General features: G+C 41.7%; 11 protein-coding genes, 2 tRNA genes and 1 rRNA gene. 13 read left to right on the top strand and 1 reads right to left on the bottom strand.

Features of this window, described 5'->3' with window-relative positions; genetic code table 11:
* Nucleotides 1-41: 41 nt before the first annotated feature.
* The 7 genes from KQI66_RS06200 to KQI66_RS06230 all read left to right on the top strand — a co-directional run bounded on the left by KQI66_RS06200 (nucleotide 42) and on the right by KQI66_RS06230 (nucleotide 6,931).
* A tRNA-Val gene (locus KQI66_RS06200) sits at nucleotides 42-114 on the top strand.
* Between the two features lie 236 nt (nucleotides 115-350).
* A complete protein-coding gene (locus KQI66_RS06205; protein ID WP_216427827.1) occupies nucleotides 351-1,742 on the top strand; it encodes a radical SAM protein in 1,392 nt (463 codons plus the stop codon).
* A 183-nt stretch (nucleotides 1,743-1,925) separates the two neighbouring features.
* On the top strand, nucleotides 1,926-2,405 hold the full coding sequence (locus KQI66_RS06210) for an RNA polymerase sigma factor (protein ID WP_216427828.1): 480 nt from the start codon (nucleotides 1,926-1,928) through the stop codon (nucleotides 2,403-2,405).
* A gap of 61 nt (nucleotides 2,406-2,466) precedes the next feature.
* Nucleotides 2,467-3,240 carry an anti-sigma-V factor rsiV gene (locus KQI66_RS06215; protein ID WP_216427829.1) on the top strand — a complete coding sequence of 258 codons (774 nt, stop codon included), beginning with the start codon at nucleotides 2,467-2,469 and terminating at the stop codon, nucleotides 3,238-3,240.
* A gap of 111 nt (nucleotides 3,241-3,351) precedes the next feature.
* Nucleotides 3,352-4,071 (top strand): M23 family metallopeptidase, encoded by a 720-nt coding sequence (locus KQI66_RS06220; protein ID WP_216427830.1) that lies wholly within the window; start codon nucleotides 3,352-3,354, stop codon nucleotides 4,069-4,071.
* A gap of 165 nt (nucleotides 4,072-4,236) precedes the next feature.
* The gene (locus KQI66_RS06225) at nucleotides 4,237-5,670 is read left to right on the top strand and encodes a glucose-6-phosphate isomerase (protein WP_216427831.1); all 1,434 of its coding nucleotides are present in this window, start codon (nucleotides 4,237-4,239) and stop codon (nucleotides 5,668-5,670) included.
* A gap of 160 nt (nucleotides 5,671-5,830) precedes the next feature.
* On the top strand, nucleotides 5,831-6,931 hold the full coding sequence (locus tag KQI66_RS06230; RefSeq protein WP_216427832.1) for a LysM peptidoglycan-binding domain-containing protein: 1,101 nt from the start codon (nucleotides 5,831-5,833) through the stop codon (nucleotides 6,929-6,931).
* Between the two features lie 368 nt (nucleotides 6,932-7,299).
* Here the strand turns inward: KQI66_RS06230 and pepF are convergent, their stop codons facing one another.
* A complete protein-coding gene (pepF, locus tag KQI66_RS06235; RefSeq protein ID WP_216427833.1) occupies nucleotides 7,300-9,093 on the bottom strand; it encodes an oligoendopeptidase F in 1,794 nt (597 codons plus the stop codon).
* 560 nt (nucleotides 9,094-9,653) lie between these two features.
* On the opposite strand from pepF, the gene glgA reads away from it, so the two are divergent.
* From glgA to KQI66_RS06265, 6 genes are all read left to right on the top strand, one after another.
* A complete protein-coding gene (glgA, locus tag KQI66_RS06240; protein ID WP_216427834.1) occupies nucleotides 9,654-11,096 on the top strand; it encodes a glycogen synthase GlgA in 1,443 nt (480 codons plus the stop codon).
* Between the two features lie 48 nt (nucleotides 11,097-11,144).
* The gene (locus KQI66_RS06245; protein ID WP_216427835.1) at nucleotides 11,145-12,143 is read left to right on the top strand and encodes a hypothetical protein; all 999 of its coding nucleotides are present in this window, start codon (nucleotides 11,145-11,147) and stop codon (nucleotides 12,141-12,143) included.
* Nucleotides 12,144-12,337: 194 nt separating this feature from the next.
* Complete coding sequence (locus KQI66_RS06250) at nucleotides 12,338-13,744, top strand: DUF5711 family protein (RefSeq protein WP_216427836.1); 1,407 nt, start codon at nucleotides 12,338-12,340, stop codon at nucleotides 13,742-13,744.
* A 19-nt stretch (nucleotides 13,745-13,763) separates the two neighbouring features.
* Complete coding sequence (locus KQI66_RS06255) at nucleotides 13,764-14,477, top strand: CvpA family protein (RefSeq protein WP_216427837.1); 714 nt, start codon at nucleotides 13,764-13,766, stop codon at nucleotides 14,475-14,477.
* A 106-nt stretch (nucleotides 14,478-14,583) separates the two neighbouring features.
* Nucleotides 14,584-14,656, top strand: a tRNA-Ala gene (locus tag KQI66_RS06260).
* A gap of 144 nt (nucleotides 14,657-14,800) precedes the next feature.
* Nucleotides 14,801-17,401: ribosomal RNA gene (locus tag KQI66_RS06265) — 23S ribosomal RNA — on the top strand; the annotation flags it as partial.

Raw genomic sequence — 17,401 nt, forward strand, 5'->3', positions numbered from 1 at the left:
GCCGGAGGTCGAGGGTTCGAGCCCCTTCTGAGTCGCCATTTGGGAGTTTAGCTCAGCTGGGAGAGCATCTGCCTTACAAGCAGAGGGTCACAGGTTCGAGCCCTGTAACTCCCATTTTTTTATTTAATTTTTTATGGTTAAAATTGTTTGTTCAATCTGCTGCTTTTTGTAGACACATTCTTTTATATAAAAACAATAAATTTTATGTATTTTGGGGGACACTTTTTTGGAAGTGTCCCTTTTTTATACATTTTTGAGTTTTTGTAAATTGCCTATATTTTTTTGCTATATTATTATAGGATACATAAATATAGCAATCATAGTTATATAATTATTTGGAGGTATTCGTTATGCAAAACAAAGTAGTACATGCAGCCGAAAAAAAGGCGTTTGAATTAGTAATTGATTCTATTTTAAAGAACCTTGGAAAAGATACTTCTAAGAATATGGTTCAGCTCATCAACATGGCTGAAAAAATTCTTGGCGATACATGGGCTCCCTCAGCATATGACATGTTAAGAAACGCATTCTCAGATCCCGAAGGAAAATGGGTTAAGTTTGGTACAAGACTTTTAAATGAGGTTGACCACGATGTATTCAAAAAAGCATTTATGACACTTGGTTATGAAGCAGGCTTCCGTGGTTACAGAACAAGCCAGGAAATGGCTAAGAAATATGACTGCAACATCCCTTGGATAATCCTTATGGACCCTACAAGTGCATGTAATATGCACTGTACAGGATGCTGGGCAGCTGAATATGGTAACAAATACAACCTTTCATATGAAGATCTTGACAGCATTATCGAACAGGGCAAGGAGCTTGGTATCCATGCTTACCTTATGACAGGCGGCGAGCCTCTTGTTCGTAAAAAAGATATTATCCGTCTTTGTGAAAAACATCAGGATTGTGCATTCCATGCTTTCACAAACGGTACTTTAATTGATGAAGAATTCTGCGAAGATATGCTTCGTGTAGGCAACTTTATTCCTTCAATCAGTATCGAAGGTTTTGAAGAGCAGAACGACGGACGTCGTGGCAACGGTCATTTCGAAAAGGTTATGCATGCAATGGATTTACTTAAAGAGCACAAACTTCTTTTCGGTACATCTATCTGTTATACAAGCAAGAACTACAAGACTGTTACATCAGATGAGTTCCTTGATCTCCTTATTTCTAAGGGCGTTAGATATACATGGTACTTCCACTATATGCCTGTTGGAAATGATGCATCAACAGAACTTCTTCTTAACCCTGAACAGCGTGAATATATGTACCACAGAGTAAGAGAAATCAGAGACTGGACAGGCGGCAAGGAAATCTTTGCTATCGACTTCCAGAACGACGGTGAATTCGTTCATGGCTGCGTAGCCGGAGGCAGATGCTATTGCCATATCAACCCTATCGGAGATGTTGAGCCTTGCGTATTCATCCATTACTCAAGTGCAAATATCCACGAAAAATCACTTATCGAGTGCTTACAGCAGCCTCTCTTCAGAGCATACAGAGATGGACAGCCTTTCAACGACAACGAGCTTCGTCCCTGCCCTATGCTTGAGAACCCTGAAAAGCTTCAGGAAATGATTCATAAGACAGGTGCGGTTTCAACAGACCTTCAGTCACCCGAAACATGTGAACATCTTTGCGGTAAGTGCGTAGAGTATGCTAAGGAATGGACACCTGTTGCTAACAAGCTCTGGTCAAAGACTTTAGAGGAAAAAGCTACAAATGCAGCAAAATAATCTGATATTCAGATTTACATAACATGCTATCAAAGACCGATTTTATAATTTTTTATAATTCGGTCTTTTTTTTGCAAACTTTTTTTAGGTCTAAAATGTCTTATAAGTGTAAAAAGAAATAAAAAGAAATAAAAAGAAATTCCTTCTTAAAGGTGGTGATAAAATATGGGGAGCTTAAAAAGTATGAGTGACAGAAAACTCATTGAAGACTTTATTAAAAATAATATAAACAGCGCATATAGATTTGCGTTTACATATACAAAAAATCAACAGGATGCTGAGGATGTTGTTTCTGAAAGCATTATTAAGGCAATAAATGCATCGGGAAATCTGAAAGATAGCGCTAAGGTTAAAACATGGTTTTTCAGAATTGTTTCAAATACAGCCATAAGCTACATAAACAGGAACAAAAAGGTTATTCCCTTTGATGAAATAACGGATGATGAAACATATTTGGATAGCTATAATTTTTCAAGTTTAAACGATGTGATAGAAAAACTGCCAAAGGAATATCTTGAAATAATTATATTGAGATATTTTGAAGATATGAAGCTTAAGGACATATCCGAGGTAATAGGTGTAAATGAAAATACGGTTAAAACAAGATTGTATAAGGCACTTAAAATTTTGAAAAAAGAGGTGGGAGATGAATATGAAGAATAATCAGTTTTTTGATGATTTAAAAAAAGAATATAATAATATTAATGCATCGGAGGAATTTATTATGAAAATGAATAAACAGATTAAAAAGGAAAACACTAAAAGAAAAATCAGAGTAAGTACAACAGCGGCAGCAGCATTTATAGTTCTTGCAGGCGTAACATTAAATTCAAGTCCGGCTCTTGCCTATGCCTTGAGTGATGTTCCGGTAATATCAAGCATTGTAAATGTAGTTACATTCGGCAAATATACAGTCAAAGATGATGGCTATGAGCTTGACATCAATACACCGAAAATAGAAGGTCTTTCAAATAAAGATCTTGAAGAAAACCTTAATAATACATTTAAGGAGCAGGCAGATACAGTAAAAGAGCTTTTCCAGAAGAATGTTGATGAGCTTAAGGCAGAGTTTGGCGATGAAACAGTACATATGGATATTGAATTTAATTACGATGTAAAGACAAACAATGATGATATACTTGCACTTGATGTATATACATTCTATGCATCCGGTTCATCAAACTCTGTCCACAACTATTACACAATAAACAAGAAAACAGGAGAGCTTTACACACTTAAGGGTATGTTTAAGGACGGCGCAGACTATGTAACACCGATAACAAATTATATAAAGGACGAAATAAACAGACGAAATCTTGAAGAAAACGGAATGTACTTCCCGGAGACTTTCGATAAGATAGCTGAAGACCAGAACTTCTATATCAATAATGATGGTAACATAGTAATATGCTTCGGAAAATACGAGATTGCTGCCGGAGCACAGGGCACACCGGAATTTGTAATTCCCAATGAGGTTGTGGCTGATATAATTAAATAAATGATTTTACAAAAATGCAATTTGATAAAGCTGCAATCAGTATAAATTCCAGTTTAAACGGCAATAATACCTTCGAGAGATAAAACATGATTTTATTCTGGAGGTATCGAAATGAAAAGAAATAAATTTATGGAGTTTCTGAACAGCAAAGGGCAGTATGCGGCTATATTTGCATTTGTTGTTGTAGCCGGAATCTGTGCCGGAACAGCGGCATACAACAAAAACAAGCCACAGGTTAAAACAGACGAAATAAGCGAACAGCATTCTGCTTCAAGCGAGCCTGTTTTAACAAACAAAAACGCCGAAACAAAGGCTGAACCGAGCGGTTCAAAACCGGGCAATGCTGATACAAATGTTAATACGGAAAATAATACAACAGTACCGGAAACGGAAAAAACAATTACCGATTCTGAGGACGAGGACATTGATATAACATTTCTCTGGCCGGTTGACGGAGATATTCTGTTAGGCTATTCGCCCAAAAGTGCCATATACGACGTGACGCTTGATCAGTACAGAACAAATGACAATGTCTGCATTTCCGCAGAGGTCGGTGACGAGGTGAAGGCATCTGCCGACGGAGTTGTATCGGAAATCGTAAGAGATGATTTATTAGGCAATTATGTTGTTATTGACCACGAAAACGGCTGGAAAACTACATACAGCCAGCTGGCAGAAATAAATTGTTCTGTCGGCGAGGCTGTATCGGCAGGAGAAATTATCGGAAGTGTGTCCGAGCCTTCCATTTATTCCGAGGCAATGGGGCCTCATGTGGAATTTATGGTTACGCTTGATGATGTTTCGGTAAATCCCGAGGTTGCAGTCGGATAATAAGGCTTTTTGAGATTATTAGGACAGGTATATATAAATATATCTGTCCTTTGTCATTAAAAAGACTATAATTGGTATTTTATAATTTGCTATTTATGGTATAATTAGTTTAACGGCGTTATGCCTGTTAAGTATTTTATAATCCGATATTAAGGAGGAGCTCTTATGATTTATACTGATGAACAGAAAAAGAATTACAGGCTTAAAATGGATTTTAATAATATGATGAAATCGTTTGTCGGAGAATATGGCATATCCGATGCGGAAATTTCTTCGCTTTCAAATAAAATAGCTAAGGCACATAAGGCTATGCTTGAAAAAAGAGCAAACGGAAAGATGGACTGGCGAGATCTTCCGCATAACCAGAAGGATGTTGTTGCGGACATAAAGAGCTATGTTGATGAGGTAAAGGGCGATATAGACGCTTTCGTTGTGCTCGGCATAGGCGGCTCTGCACTGGGCCCTATCTGCGTTCAGCAGGCAATAAATCATCCGTTCTATAATGAGCTTTCAAAGGAAAAGAGAGGCGGCTATCCTAAGCTTTATGTTGCGGACAATGTCGATCCCGAAAGACTTTCTTATTTATTTGAAGTAATTGATCCCGAAAAAACATTGTTCAACTGCATTTCAAAAAGCGGCAGTACCTCCGAAACAATGAGCCAGTTTATGATTATAAAGGAGCTTCTTGAGGAAAAGCTCGGCAAGGCAGAGGCCGCAAAGCATATCGTATGCACAACGGACATTGAAAAGGGCAACCTTATTAAAATAGCAAAAGAGGAAGGCTACAAGACATTTATAATACCCAGCGGAGTCGGCGGAAGATTTTCCGAGCTTACGCCTGTCGGACTTCTTCCTGCGGCAATGTGCGGCATAGACATTGAGCTTATGCTTGACGGCGCAGGATATATGGACGAGCTTTCCGGCAACGAAAATATATATGAAAACCAGGCTTATATGTTTGCGGTATTGAGCTATATCGCACTTAAGCAGGGCAAAAATATGTCGGTTATGATGCCCTATGCGGACAGCCTTAAATATGTTTCCGACTGGTTCGCACAGCTCTGGGCGGAATCGCTCGGCAAGAAAACGGACAATGACGGCAATGCGGTATATGCCGGACAGACTCCCGTAAAGGCACTTGGCGTTACGGATCAGCATTCGCAGGTTCAGCTTTACACAGAAGGACCTTTTGACAAGATGGTAGTGCTTATCGGCGTGGATAAGTTCAGAAGAACAATGACAATACCTAAAATATACCAGGACATTCCGAGCCTCGGATTTTTGGGCGGTGTAACACAGAACAAGCTTATCGCAACAGAGCAGATGGCTACCGAATATGCACTTCTTAAATCGGGAAAGGCAAACATGACGATAACACTTCCCGAGGTGAACGAATTTACACTTGGCGAGCTTTTATATATGTTTGAGGTGGCAACAGGCTTTGCCGGAGAGCTTCTCAACATAAATGCTTTTGACCAGCCCGGAGTTGAGGAAGGAAAGAACGCAACCTATGCAATGTTCGACCGTCCCGGCTATGAGGAGAAAAAGAAGGAGCTTGCGGCAAGACCGGAAAAGCTTGAAAAATATATAATAGGATAATCTATTTCAGCCCCATATCAGTGCGATATGGGGCTGTTTGCGTAAATTGATAAATTTTGCGAAGAATATTAAAACCGAGAACTCACCATATGACAAATTTTTCAAAACCACGGTGCTATATTTTACTCAACGTAACAGTGTATGCAGAGGAGGAAAAAATATGCAGACAGATTTTGAACATGAGGACATAAATGCGGTTCTTCCGGGTAATGTGAAGCAGATGGGCGCACCGGACGACGAGCTTAGAATATATATGGAGGATTATGTGCATACATATCTCTATCAATATTCAAGGAGCAGTGTAAACGGCGAAAAGCTGGCGGTGCTTATGGGACAGAGCATTGTTATAAACGGGCAGAACACGATATTCATAAGCGGCGTTATACAGGCGAGGTTTACGGAAAAAATAAAGGGCGTTGAAACGATAACAAACCAGAGCTGGAAATACATAAGTGAGGATATGGAGAAATATTTCCCGAATCTGAGCGTTGTCGGTTGGATGCACTCAAGGCCGTCCTTCGGTGCCTTTGTGACCTCAATGGACGAGGAATATCACAAAAAGCTGTTTTCAGATCCGAAACAGGTATTGTTTGTGGTGGATCCCATAGATCGACTGGACAGGCTTTATGTGCTTAACGAGGCCAAATCGGCATTGCGTCCGGTAAAGGGATATTTCATATACTACGAGAAAAACACGCAGATGCAGGAATATATGCTTGAAAACAGCCTTGTACAGCCGAAAACGGGCTTTCAGGACGACGAGCTGGAGGCGAGCGAAGGCATTACGCATATGGACGCCGCCGACAGAATACGGTCGGTGCTAATGAACAAGCAGACCGAACAGGTCAAGAAGGAAAGAAACAAATATCTTATATTCACCTGTGTAAGCACGTTTTTCTGTATGCTGTGCATAGTGATGAGCCTCAGCCTTGTCAGTAACAGCACAAAAATACATCGGCTTGAAACGGAAGTAAATTCAATGCGTGAGAGCGTGGAGGTGCAGGAGCAGAAAACAACAGAGCTTGCAGATGATTTTTCAAATTACAGCCCTGTAATTACAGTAATGGCCGCCGAGGGCAGTAAAAGAGAGGAGAATGTGGAAAAAGAGAAGAAATATTATGTGGTTAAGGAAGGTGATACGCTTGCCGAGATATGCAGACTGTTCTACGGTGATGCGAGTAAGCTGTATGAGGTGGCTGAATTGAACGGCATAGAAAATCCTAATGTAATATATTACGGTACAAGAATTGAACTGCCATAAAAATAAAGCCTTTGGACAAACAAATCCAAAGGCTTTTTTATGGGGCTTTGCCCCAAACCTCACAATCCTTTAAAAAGGATTGACCTAAACTTTATAAAAATCATTTTAACAAATGATTTTTTGGATAACATATTTAAGATTTAAACTTTTACACCAACTTGAACCCAAACGACATTTCAAAATTGCGTTAAGACCGAGCAGCATTCCTGCGAAGGTTAGCAATTTTCGTAACTCAAGCGTGTCCGGAAAGGAGAGAGCGCGAGAGAGGAAAGTCGGACTTCGCAATTTAAGAGCTTCCTCTCTCGCAAAAACGACCTTGCGACTTGTAAAGCCGCAAAATGAATTTTTTTAAATGCCGATTGGAAAAGTTATTTTGTTAATTTTTCCATTTTATCGAGAAGCTCGGAGAACACCTTCATTGCATCAAGCACAGGCTTTTCGGAGGTCATATCCACTCCGGCACCCTTAAGCAGGTCTATTGAATATTCCGAGCTGCCCTTGCTGAGGAAATCAAGATAGCGGTCAACCGCAGGCTGACCTTCGTTGAGTATTCCTCTCGAAAGTGCTATTGCGGCACTATATCCCGTTGCATACTGGTATACGTAGTAGGCATTATAGAAATGTGGTATTCTTGCCCATTCAATATCAATATAATCATCAACAACTATGCTGTCGCCGAAATACAGCTTATTTAAGTCATGGTACATTGCCGACAGGTTTTCACAGGTGAGCGGAACGCCGTTTGCCGACATTTCATGTGCTTTTTTCTCAAATTCCGCAAACATTGTCTGGCGGAAAAGCGTGCCTCTGAACTGCTCCATGAAATAATTTATTAAATAAAGCTGTTTTTTGCTGTCTGTTTCCGTTTTGAGCAGATATTCCATAAGTAATGCCTCATTGCAGGTTGAGGCTACCTCGGCAACGAATATTTTGTGTCCGGAATATACAAAAGGCTGTTTTTTCCATGTGAAATAGCTGTGCAGAGCGTGGCCCATTTCGTGTGCAACAGTGAACATACTGTTTACGGTGTCGTTATGGTTCAATAATACATAAGGATGTCCGCCGAAAGCACCCCATGAATATGCACCACTGCGTTTTCCTTTGTTTTCGTATACATCAATCCAGCTGCCGTCAAAGCCGAGCTGTAATGCGTCCGTATATTCCTTGCCCATAACAGACAGAGCCTTTTTAACTGTTGCCTTTGCCTCCTCAAAGGGTATTTTCCAATCAATGTCCTGTACGAGCGGAGCATATAAATCATACATATGCAGCTCGTCTACACCGAGAAGCTTTTTACGCAGCTCGACATATCTGTACATAAGCGGAAGGCTTTCATGTACTGCATTTATAAGCTGGTCATATACGGGAATGGGAATATTGTCGTCCTCAAGTGCCGATTCAAGTGCAGAGGAGTATTTTCTTATGTTTGAATAGAAAATATCCTTCTTTACCGAGGCATTGTAGGTTGCGGCTATTGTGTTTTTCTGCTTTAAATATGTTTCGTAAAGTGCGTCAAAGGCATTTTTACGGAGTGTACGGTCACTGCTTTCGAGATATGAAACATATGTGCCATGAGAAAGGCTGTGCTCATTGCCTTCGGAGTCCTTTATGAGTGGAAATTCCATGTCTGCCTCGTTTATCATTGTGAATATTGTCTGCGGTGCGGAGGAAATCTCGTCCGTTGCGGCAAGAATCTTCTCTTCTGCCTCGGAAAGCGTATGCTCCTTCTGGCGGAGAATGCTGTCAAGGAAATGCTCATAGATTTTGAGTCCGTCACATTCATTCATGTAGGTCTTTATTGTGTCTGCCGGAAGTGATGATATTTTCGGAACTATGAAAGACGATGCGGACATTATTTTAACCGCAAGAGTATCTGCCTTTCCGGATAACTGCTGGTATTTTGAGTTTGTGCTGTCCTCATGGAACTTCATATATGCGTATACATATATACGGTCAAGCTCCTCGCAGATGTCGTTATATAATTTAAGACATTCCAGAAGCGAAGCTGCGTCCTTTGTGCAGGTATTCTGTAATTCTTCTATCTTTCCGGCTTTTTTGTCAAGTTCGTTATAATGCTGTTCCCAGATTTCGTCTGTGGCAAATAAATCCTCGGTACGCCATGTATATTTTTTATCGGCGTCTTTTCTTTCGGGAATTTTCATAAAAACACCTCTTTCTGTATAAACTGAAATTTAAGCGGTATAAATAGTTCGATATTGTAGATAAAATTATTTTTGTGTAGCGGAAGGTATTAGGAAACAATAGTCATGACTTTCGTAAACGAAAGTTGCTTTGCAACTGTGCCGTCTTGCACAGTCAGTGGTTTCCTAAGTGGAATCCATACTGTCATGACTTTTGCTTTGAAAAAGCAAAAGCGGCTTTGCCGCCGCACTGTCTTGTGCGGTCAATAGACGGAATTTACGTCCGTCGAGGAGAATAGCTTAGTCATGACTTTCGCAAGCGAAAGTGGCTTCGCCACCATGCTATGGTCAATAGTTTCAAGGCTTTTAAGCCGATGGAATGAGCTATTCATGCTTCTGTTTAAATAAGTCGAAATCCTGATTTCGACTTAAGTATTATTATACCACAAATGCAGTGGTTGTTATTAATTAAATTGGACAATTTGTAAGAGCCTGTGCGATGAAATTTTATTGCTATAATAACCGAAACAGTGTATTATATTATAAGATAAAAAGGGCTGACAGAGGAGGTACTTGGAAACATGAACAAGGGTAATAAACTGAAAATACTTATTGTTGCTTCGGAGGCCGGACCGTATGTTAAAAGCGGAGGTCTGGGAGATGTTGTCGGTTCATTGCCGAAGGCACTTATTGCATTGGGTGCCGATGTTAGAATAGTAATTCCCAAATATAAATCCATAAAACAGGACTATTTTCTCGGTACGGAATTTCTCGGAAATTTCAATACAAAGCTTGGCTGGAGAGTGCAGAAGGCAGGTGTGTTATTTAAGAATACCGATGTGCCGGCATATTTCATAGAAAATGATTATTATTTCGGCAGAAAGGAGCTTTACGGATATTCCGACGATAACGAAAGATTCGCCTTTTTCTGCAAGGCGGTAGTTGATATGCTTCCGTTTGTCGGCTTTATTCCCGATATAATCCACTGCAACGACTGGCAGACCGGGCCTGTTCCGATGATTTTGCGTGAATCATATAAAAAGGTTTCGTATCTTAAGGATATTAAGACCTTATATACAATACACAATCTTCAGTATCAGGGCAATTTCGAGCCTTCGTCATTGGAGCTTTTCGACCTTCCGGGCTATCTTTTTGACAACGGAACGGTTGAGTTTTACGGCAGAATGAGCTATATGAAATCCGGACTGGTTTATTGTGACAGAATAAGCACCGTAAGCGAAACCTATGCGAAGGAAATACAGACGCCCGAATACGGCTATGGCTTTGACGGAATAATGCGTGCCTATAACGAAAAGCTCAGCGGAATAATAAACGGAATAGATTACAGCGCATACAATCCCGAAACGGATAAAAGAATTGATTTTAACTTTACTGCGGACAGCATTTCACTTAAAAAGGAAAATAAAAAACAGCTCCGGAAACAGCTCGGACTCGAAGAAAGAGATGTGCCTATGGTCTGCATGATTTCAAGGCTTGCCAACCAGAAGGGCTTTGATATTCTTGCGGACGCAATGGAGCGAATAATGGAAAACGATATTCAGTTCGTTGTTCTCGGCACAGGCGAAAAGGAATATGAGGATATGTTCAGATATTATGAGGACAGATGGAAGGGCAGAGTATGTTCCTGTATGATGTTTGATGATACTCTTGCACAAAAAATATATGCCTCGGGAGATATGTTCCTTATGCCGTCAAGATTTGAGCCCTGCGGACTCGGACAGATGTTCAGCCTGAGATACGGAACAGTGCCTATCGTAAGAAAAACAGGCGGTCTTGCCGACACAATAAAGCACTTTGATTGCGATACTGAGGAAGGCAACGGCTTTGTTTTCGAAACCTATGATGCAGGCGGAATATTATGGGCATTGTCGGAGGCGCTTAAGGTATATGCAATGCCGGAAAAATGGGAAAAACTTGTCAAAAACTGTATGAATTCACAGCTTTCATGGGAGAATTCGGCTGAAAAATACATTGAGCTTTACAAAGAAATGTTGAATAAATGATATTGAAACCCCATATATTTTTCTGATGAAAATGTATGGGGTATTGTTTTGGATATACACAAATCTCTAAAGAAGTCATGTCTGCTTATAGGAATGGTTGTCGGTGCCGGATTTGCCTCCGGACGGGAAATAACGGACTATTTTCTTTTATACGGAGAAAGATGGAAAACCGGAATAGCCGTAAGCGGAGCATTGTTTTTTGTATATACCTTTGCGGCATCGTATATAATAGGAAGAAACAGCATAAAAAGCTACGGAGAATATCTCGATACGATAATGGGAAAACGGCTTGCAATGTTCACCGAATATGTCTCGGGAATATTTTTTGCCGCAATGTTCTATGCAATGCTTTCGGCGACAGGTGCGGTAGCAGAGGAAATGCTTTCAATGCCATACATATACGGAGTTCTCATAATGGCGGCGGCAAGTGCGGTAATAATAACAGGCGGCATGAAGGCAATGGAATACATAAGCATTATTATTGTTCCGGTACTGATTGCCGGAATATGCCTTATAGGAGCGAAAAGCGAGCCGAAAATATATATAGGCGGAAACGGCGGCTCGGTTGTTCTGTCGGCGGTGATTTATGTTTCCTACAACACAATAACAGCGGCGGCAATAATGGTGAATGAGGAAAAAAGCAGTAAAGCAAACGGAATTATTACGGGAATATTGTGTGCGGCGGCAATGACGGTAATGGGATATATGATAGGAAGCACAATATTGTCATTTGATAATGCGTATAAATCGGAGCTTCCGTTTGCGGCTGCGGCAAACATAAAATACGGAAATATGCTTTTATACGGAGCAGTTTTTATTGCAGCTGTGCTCACAACGGCGGTATGCAACGGCTCTGCGGCGGCAGATTTTATTGTTGAAAAAACAGGAATAAATAAGAAAATTGTTGTTATTGCGTTGTGTGCCGTATCACCGGTATTTTCTGCGGTTGCTTTTTCGGATTTTGTATCAAAAATATATATGCTGTTTGGATTTATAGGAGTTTTTCAGCTTTTGTTTACGATACTGTATTTATTTAAAAGACGATAAAGTTAATGATTTACTTTTATTTAGACAGGCATTATGGTATTATAAAAGGTATCGACAAAGCCGATACTTAAGTCGAAATCAGGATTCCGCTTGGAAAACTTTTCGTTTCCCAAACCCTTCCGATGTGTAAAAAATGACTTTAGCTACAATCTAAATACTATATTCATTCGTAAGCTTTAGGAGTGTGCAAAAGAATGAGCAGAGAAGAAAACGAATTTGAAATTACCGAAAGACGAAGATTGCGTTCATTGGATAAAAAGAAAATTATAATAGGAATTGTTGCGGTTGCTGTTATAGCGGCGGCAGTGGTTTTTGCAAACAACAGAGGAATGTTCGGAGAAGGTAAGGCGGCGGTTGTTACATATGCCTCGGACAGCAAAACCGGTTACAGAACCTACGGAAATGAATATCTCCAGTATACAAGGGACGGAGTGAAATATTTCAGCAAATCCGGAGAACAGCTCTGGAGCGATGGTTATGTTATGACCTCGCCGGTTGTTGTCCAAAAGGACGACTGCACAGCGGTGTTTGAAACAGACGGCAGACTGATAAAGGTATATAATTCCAAAGGCTCGGTATGCAGTGTGCAGACGGACAACGCCATTGTTGCCGTTTCGGTGAACAAAAACGGCTATACTGCGGTAATAACAAGCGGTGACAGCTATGCGGTGTCGGTTTATAATTCATCGGGAAGTCTTATATTCCAGAGAATAGAGGCCGACAGCGGTGTTTATCCTTTTAACTGTGATATATCGCCCAACGGAGAGATAATAGCCATTGCATATGTTGATGTGTCCGGCGTTGAGATTGATTCGAAAATCGGTCTGTTTTATGTAAATGCGGAAAAGGGTGCGGCATATACTGACAGTATGTTTGCGGCAGTGGATAAATCCGATGAAATAATATTTGATGTGTTCTTTATGGGCGACGGCGGACTTATTGCCGTAGGCGACAGAAATATTATGTATGTTTCATCAAATGGAACAATGAGCTGGAATATAGAGGTCACTAATGAAATAAACGGTGCGGCTGTGTGCGGAGATAATGTTATGCTTGTTTACGGCAACGAGCTTCCGGACAAGGAAGGACAGGAGCCGGGAACGATAGTTATTGTAAGCTCCGGCGGAAAGCAGTCCTTTGGATATTGCATAGGAAGCGAAGCTGATTATTTTGAGGTATCTGACGGCGGAGCTGTTGTCGGAAACGGCTCGGAATATTTCGGAATAAATTCATCCGGAAATCTTGTATGGGATATGAACGATTCGGGAAGCATAAACGGAATATATCCTACTAATAATGTTAAAAAGTGTATTTATGCCGCAAAAACGTGGTCGGTTGAGGCTGATATGACCAATTTCAATCCTTCAAGCTATATTAAGAATGATAATAATGCAGGAACAGAGAATATGGCAGAGGCAGTACAGGACACACCGGAAGACAATAATGCCGACAATGCAACGGCTGACGATGGAACAAATACAACTGACACAAATGCGGATACAAATGCAAATGCCGATGCAAATGCGGACGAAAATACAGCCGATACACAAAACGGCGATACAGGAAATGCTGAAAATACAGGGAATGCGGAAAATCAATGATTAATGGGAGTGCGGCAGAATGATAACTGGAACAGCGTTTGAATTTACATATATGGATATTGCGGTGCTGGCGGTACTTGCGGCATTTGCGGTTATCAATGCACAGAAGGGACTTGCCGGAGCTGTGCTGAGATTTCTGCCGACTCTTCTCGGAATTCTGCTTTCCTGGAAGATGACCTCGCACGTAATAAAATATGTAAGGGAAAGCTTTATTTTTCCGCTTATTATGAAAAAAATATCGGCAGGACTGGACTTTGGGAATATTATACCCGAAATGACGCTAAGCGCACAGAACAGCATAATAGAGGCTATGAAGGTGCCGGGATTTATAAAAAATGCACTTATAAGCAATAATAATTCGGTAGTATACAATCTTTTTAATGCGCAGACAATAAAAGATTATATAGCCGGCTTTTTTGCAAACATTCTGATAAGCGGTGCGGTAATAATAATACTTTATTTTGTCGGGCTGATAATAGGTAAGCTCATAATAAAGGCACTTGACATTCTGAATGATGTTCCGGTAATCGGATTTTTCAGCAGAGCCGGAGGCTTTGTTGTCGGTATAATAAAAGGAATATGCGTGCTTTGGATAATAGGCATAGTTATAACCTTTTTCAGCTGTAAGCCGGAGGCGGTTGAGTTTATGACGAAGCTGCAAAGCTCGTTTATTGCCGGTTGGATATATGACAATAACATACTGCTTTATTTAGTATTACAGATATTTGCTTAAAAATTTTAATATTTTTGAAATTTAGTGTTGACAATATAGATAGTGCATGATAATATATATAGGCGACTGAATGAGAAGTCAAAAATAAGTAAAGCAAATATTAAATGGGGGTTTAGCTCAGTTGGGAGAGCACCTGCCTTGCAAGCAGGGGGTCGCGAGTTCGAATCTCGCAATCTCCACTGTCGGTTACAAAGGTAACTGACATAAGCACCTTGAAAACTGAACATGTAAAGAAAGAGTCAAATAAAAAGAAACACATCGAGCAACAAACTAAAAAGAAGTGTAGTATCGCTACTACATTTGAGGTAAGACTAGTAAAAAAAGGTCAAGCAAGAAAGAGCACAAGGGGAATGCCTTGGCACCAGGAGCCGATGAAGGACGTGATAAGCTGCGAAAAGCTGCGGGGAAGTGCAAATAACTATTGATCCGCAGATATCCGAATGGGGGAACCCGGCTGAGAAAAGCTCAGTCATCCTTAAGTAAATACATAGCTTAAGGAAGGGAAACGCCGTGAACTGAAACATCTAAGTAGCGGCAGGAAGAGAAAGAAAACTCGATTTCCTGAGTAGCGGCGAGCGAAAGGGAAATAGGCCAAACCGATGAACCTAGTTTGTCGGGGTTGCGGACTGTATAAGGTATTGACAATCGATAGCTGAACTGTTTTGGGAAAGCAGACCAGAGACGGTGAAAGTCCGGTAAGCGAAATTGAGAGTCAGCTGACAGAATCCAGAGTACCACGGGACACGAGAAACCCTGTGGGAAGCCGGAGGGACCACCCTCCAAGCCTAAATACTACCTGGTGACCGATAGTGAAACAGTACTGTGAAGGAAAGGTGAAAAGGACCCCGGGAGGGGAGTGAAAGAGAACCTGAAACCTTGTGCTTACAAACAGTGGGAGGTTGGCTACGGCTGACTGACTGCGTACTTTTTGTAGAACGGTCCGGCGAGTTACTAATATTAGCGAGGTTAAATACTAAAAAGGTATGGAGCCGAAGGGAAACCGAGTCTTAACAGGGCGAGGAGTTAGTATTAGTAGACCCGAAACCGGGTGACCTATCCATGTCCAGGTTGAAGTAACCGTAAAAGGTTATGGAGGACCGAACGCACATCTGTTGAAAAAGGTGGCGATGAGGTGTGGATAGCGGAGAAATTCCAATCGAACTCGGAGATAGCTGGTTCTCCTCGAAATAGCTTTAGGGCTAGCCTCGAGAGGAGTCTAACGGAGGTAAAGCACTGAACTGACGCGGGGCCCAAAAAGGTTACCAACTCATATCAAACTAAGAATGCCGTCAAGATACCCTCGGGAGTCAGACTACGGGAGATAAGTTTCGTGGTCAAAAGGGAAAGAGCCCAGACCGACAGCTAAGGTCCCCAAGTGTGTGTTAAGTGGAAAAGGATGTGGGATTTCAAAGACAACTAGGATGTTGGCTTAGAAGCAGCCATACATTTAAAGAGTGCGTAATAGCTCACTAGTCGAGAGAACCTGCGCCGAAAATAATCGGGGCTAAAACACACCACCGAAGCTACGGATTTATTACAGAGGTAATAAGTGGTAGAGGAGCATACTGCAAGGACGAAGCCAAAGTGAGAACGATGGTGGACGAAGCAGTAGAGAGAATGCCGGAATGAGTAGCGAGATATATGTAAGAAACATATAGGCCGAATATCTAAGGTTTCCTGAGTAAAGCTAATCTTCTCAGGGTAAGTCGGGGCCTAAGGCGAGGACGAGAGTCGTAGTCGATGGACAACTGGTAGAGATTCCAGTACTATGTATAATCAGAACTGTGGGGACGCAGGAGGATAGGTGTACCGCGGAAAGGGAAGACGCGGTCAAGCACAAAGTCGAGTTTGAAAGGCAAATCCGTCAAACGATGATGAAGTGTGACGAGGACTGAAAAAGAGTAGGGAAGACACTGAATCCACACTGCCGAGAAAAGCCGCTATAGTGTTATACATACCCGTACCGTAAACCGACACAGGTAGATGAGGAGAAAATCCACAGGCCGACGGGAGAAGTGTTGTTAAGGAACTCGGCAAAATGACCCCGTAACTTAGGGAGAAGGGGAGCCACGAAAGTGGTCACAGAAAAGAGGCTCAAGCAACTGTTTAGCAAAAACACAGGTCTCTGCTAAACCGAAAGGTGAAGTATAGGGGCTGACACCTGCCCGGTGCTGGAAGGTTAAAAGGAGAGGTAAGGAGCAATCCGAAGCTTTGAATTCAAGCCCCAGTAAACGGCGGCCGTAACTATAACGGTCCTAAGGTAGCGAAATTCCTTGTCAGGTAAGTTCTGACCCGCACGAAAGGTGTAATGATTTGAGCACTGTCTCGACAACACGCCCGGTGAAATTGAAGAACCAGTGAAGATACTGGTTACCCGCAACAGGACGGAAAGACCCCATGGAGCTTTACTGCAGCCTGATACTGGGATTCGATGATGTATGTACAGGATAGGAGGGAGACTGAGAAGGTAGCACGCCAGTGTTGCCGGAGTCGACGGTGGGATACCTCTCTTATATCATTGGATTTCTAACCCGTATCCGTGAACCGGATAGGGGACAATGTCAGGCGGGCAGTTTGACTGGGGCGGTCGCCTCCAAAAGAGTAACGGAGGCGCTCAAAGGTCTTCTCAGAATGATTGGAAACCATTCAAAGAGTGTAAAGGCAAAAGAAGGCTTGACTGCGAGGTCGACGGACCGAGCAGGTACGAAAGTAGGACTTAGTGATCCGGTGGTAATACGTGGGAATGCCATCGCTCAACGGATAAAAGCTACCCTGGGGATAACAGGCTGATCTCCCCCAAGAGTTCACATCGACGGGGAGGTTTGGCACCTCGATGTCGGCTCATCGCATCCTGGGGCTGAAGTAGGTCCCAAGGGTTGGGCTGTTCGCCCATTAAAGCGGTACGCGAGCTGGGTTCAGAACGT

The sequence above is a fragment of the Anaerotignum sp. MSJ-24 genome (assembly GCF_018918145.1).
Lineage (GTDB): Bacteria > Bacillota > Clostridia > Lachnospirales > Anaerotignaceae > Metalachnospira.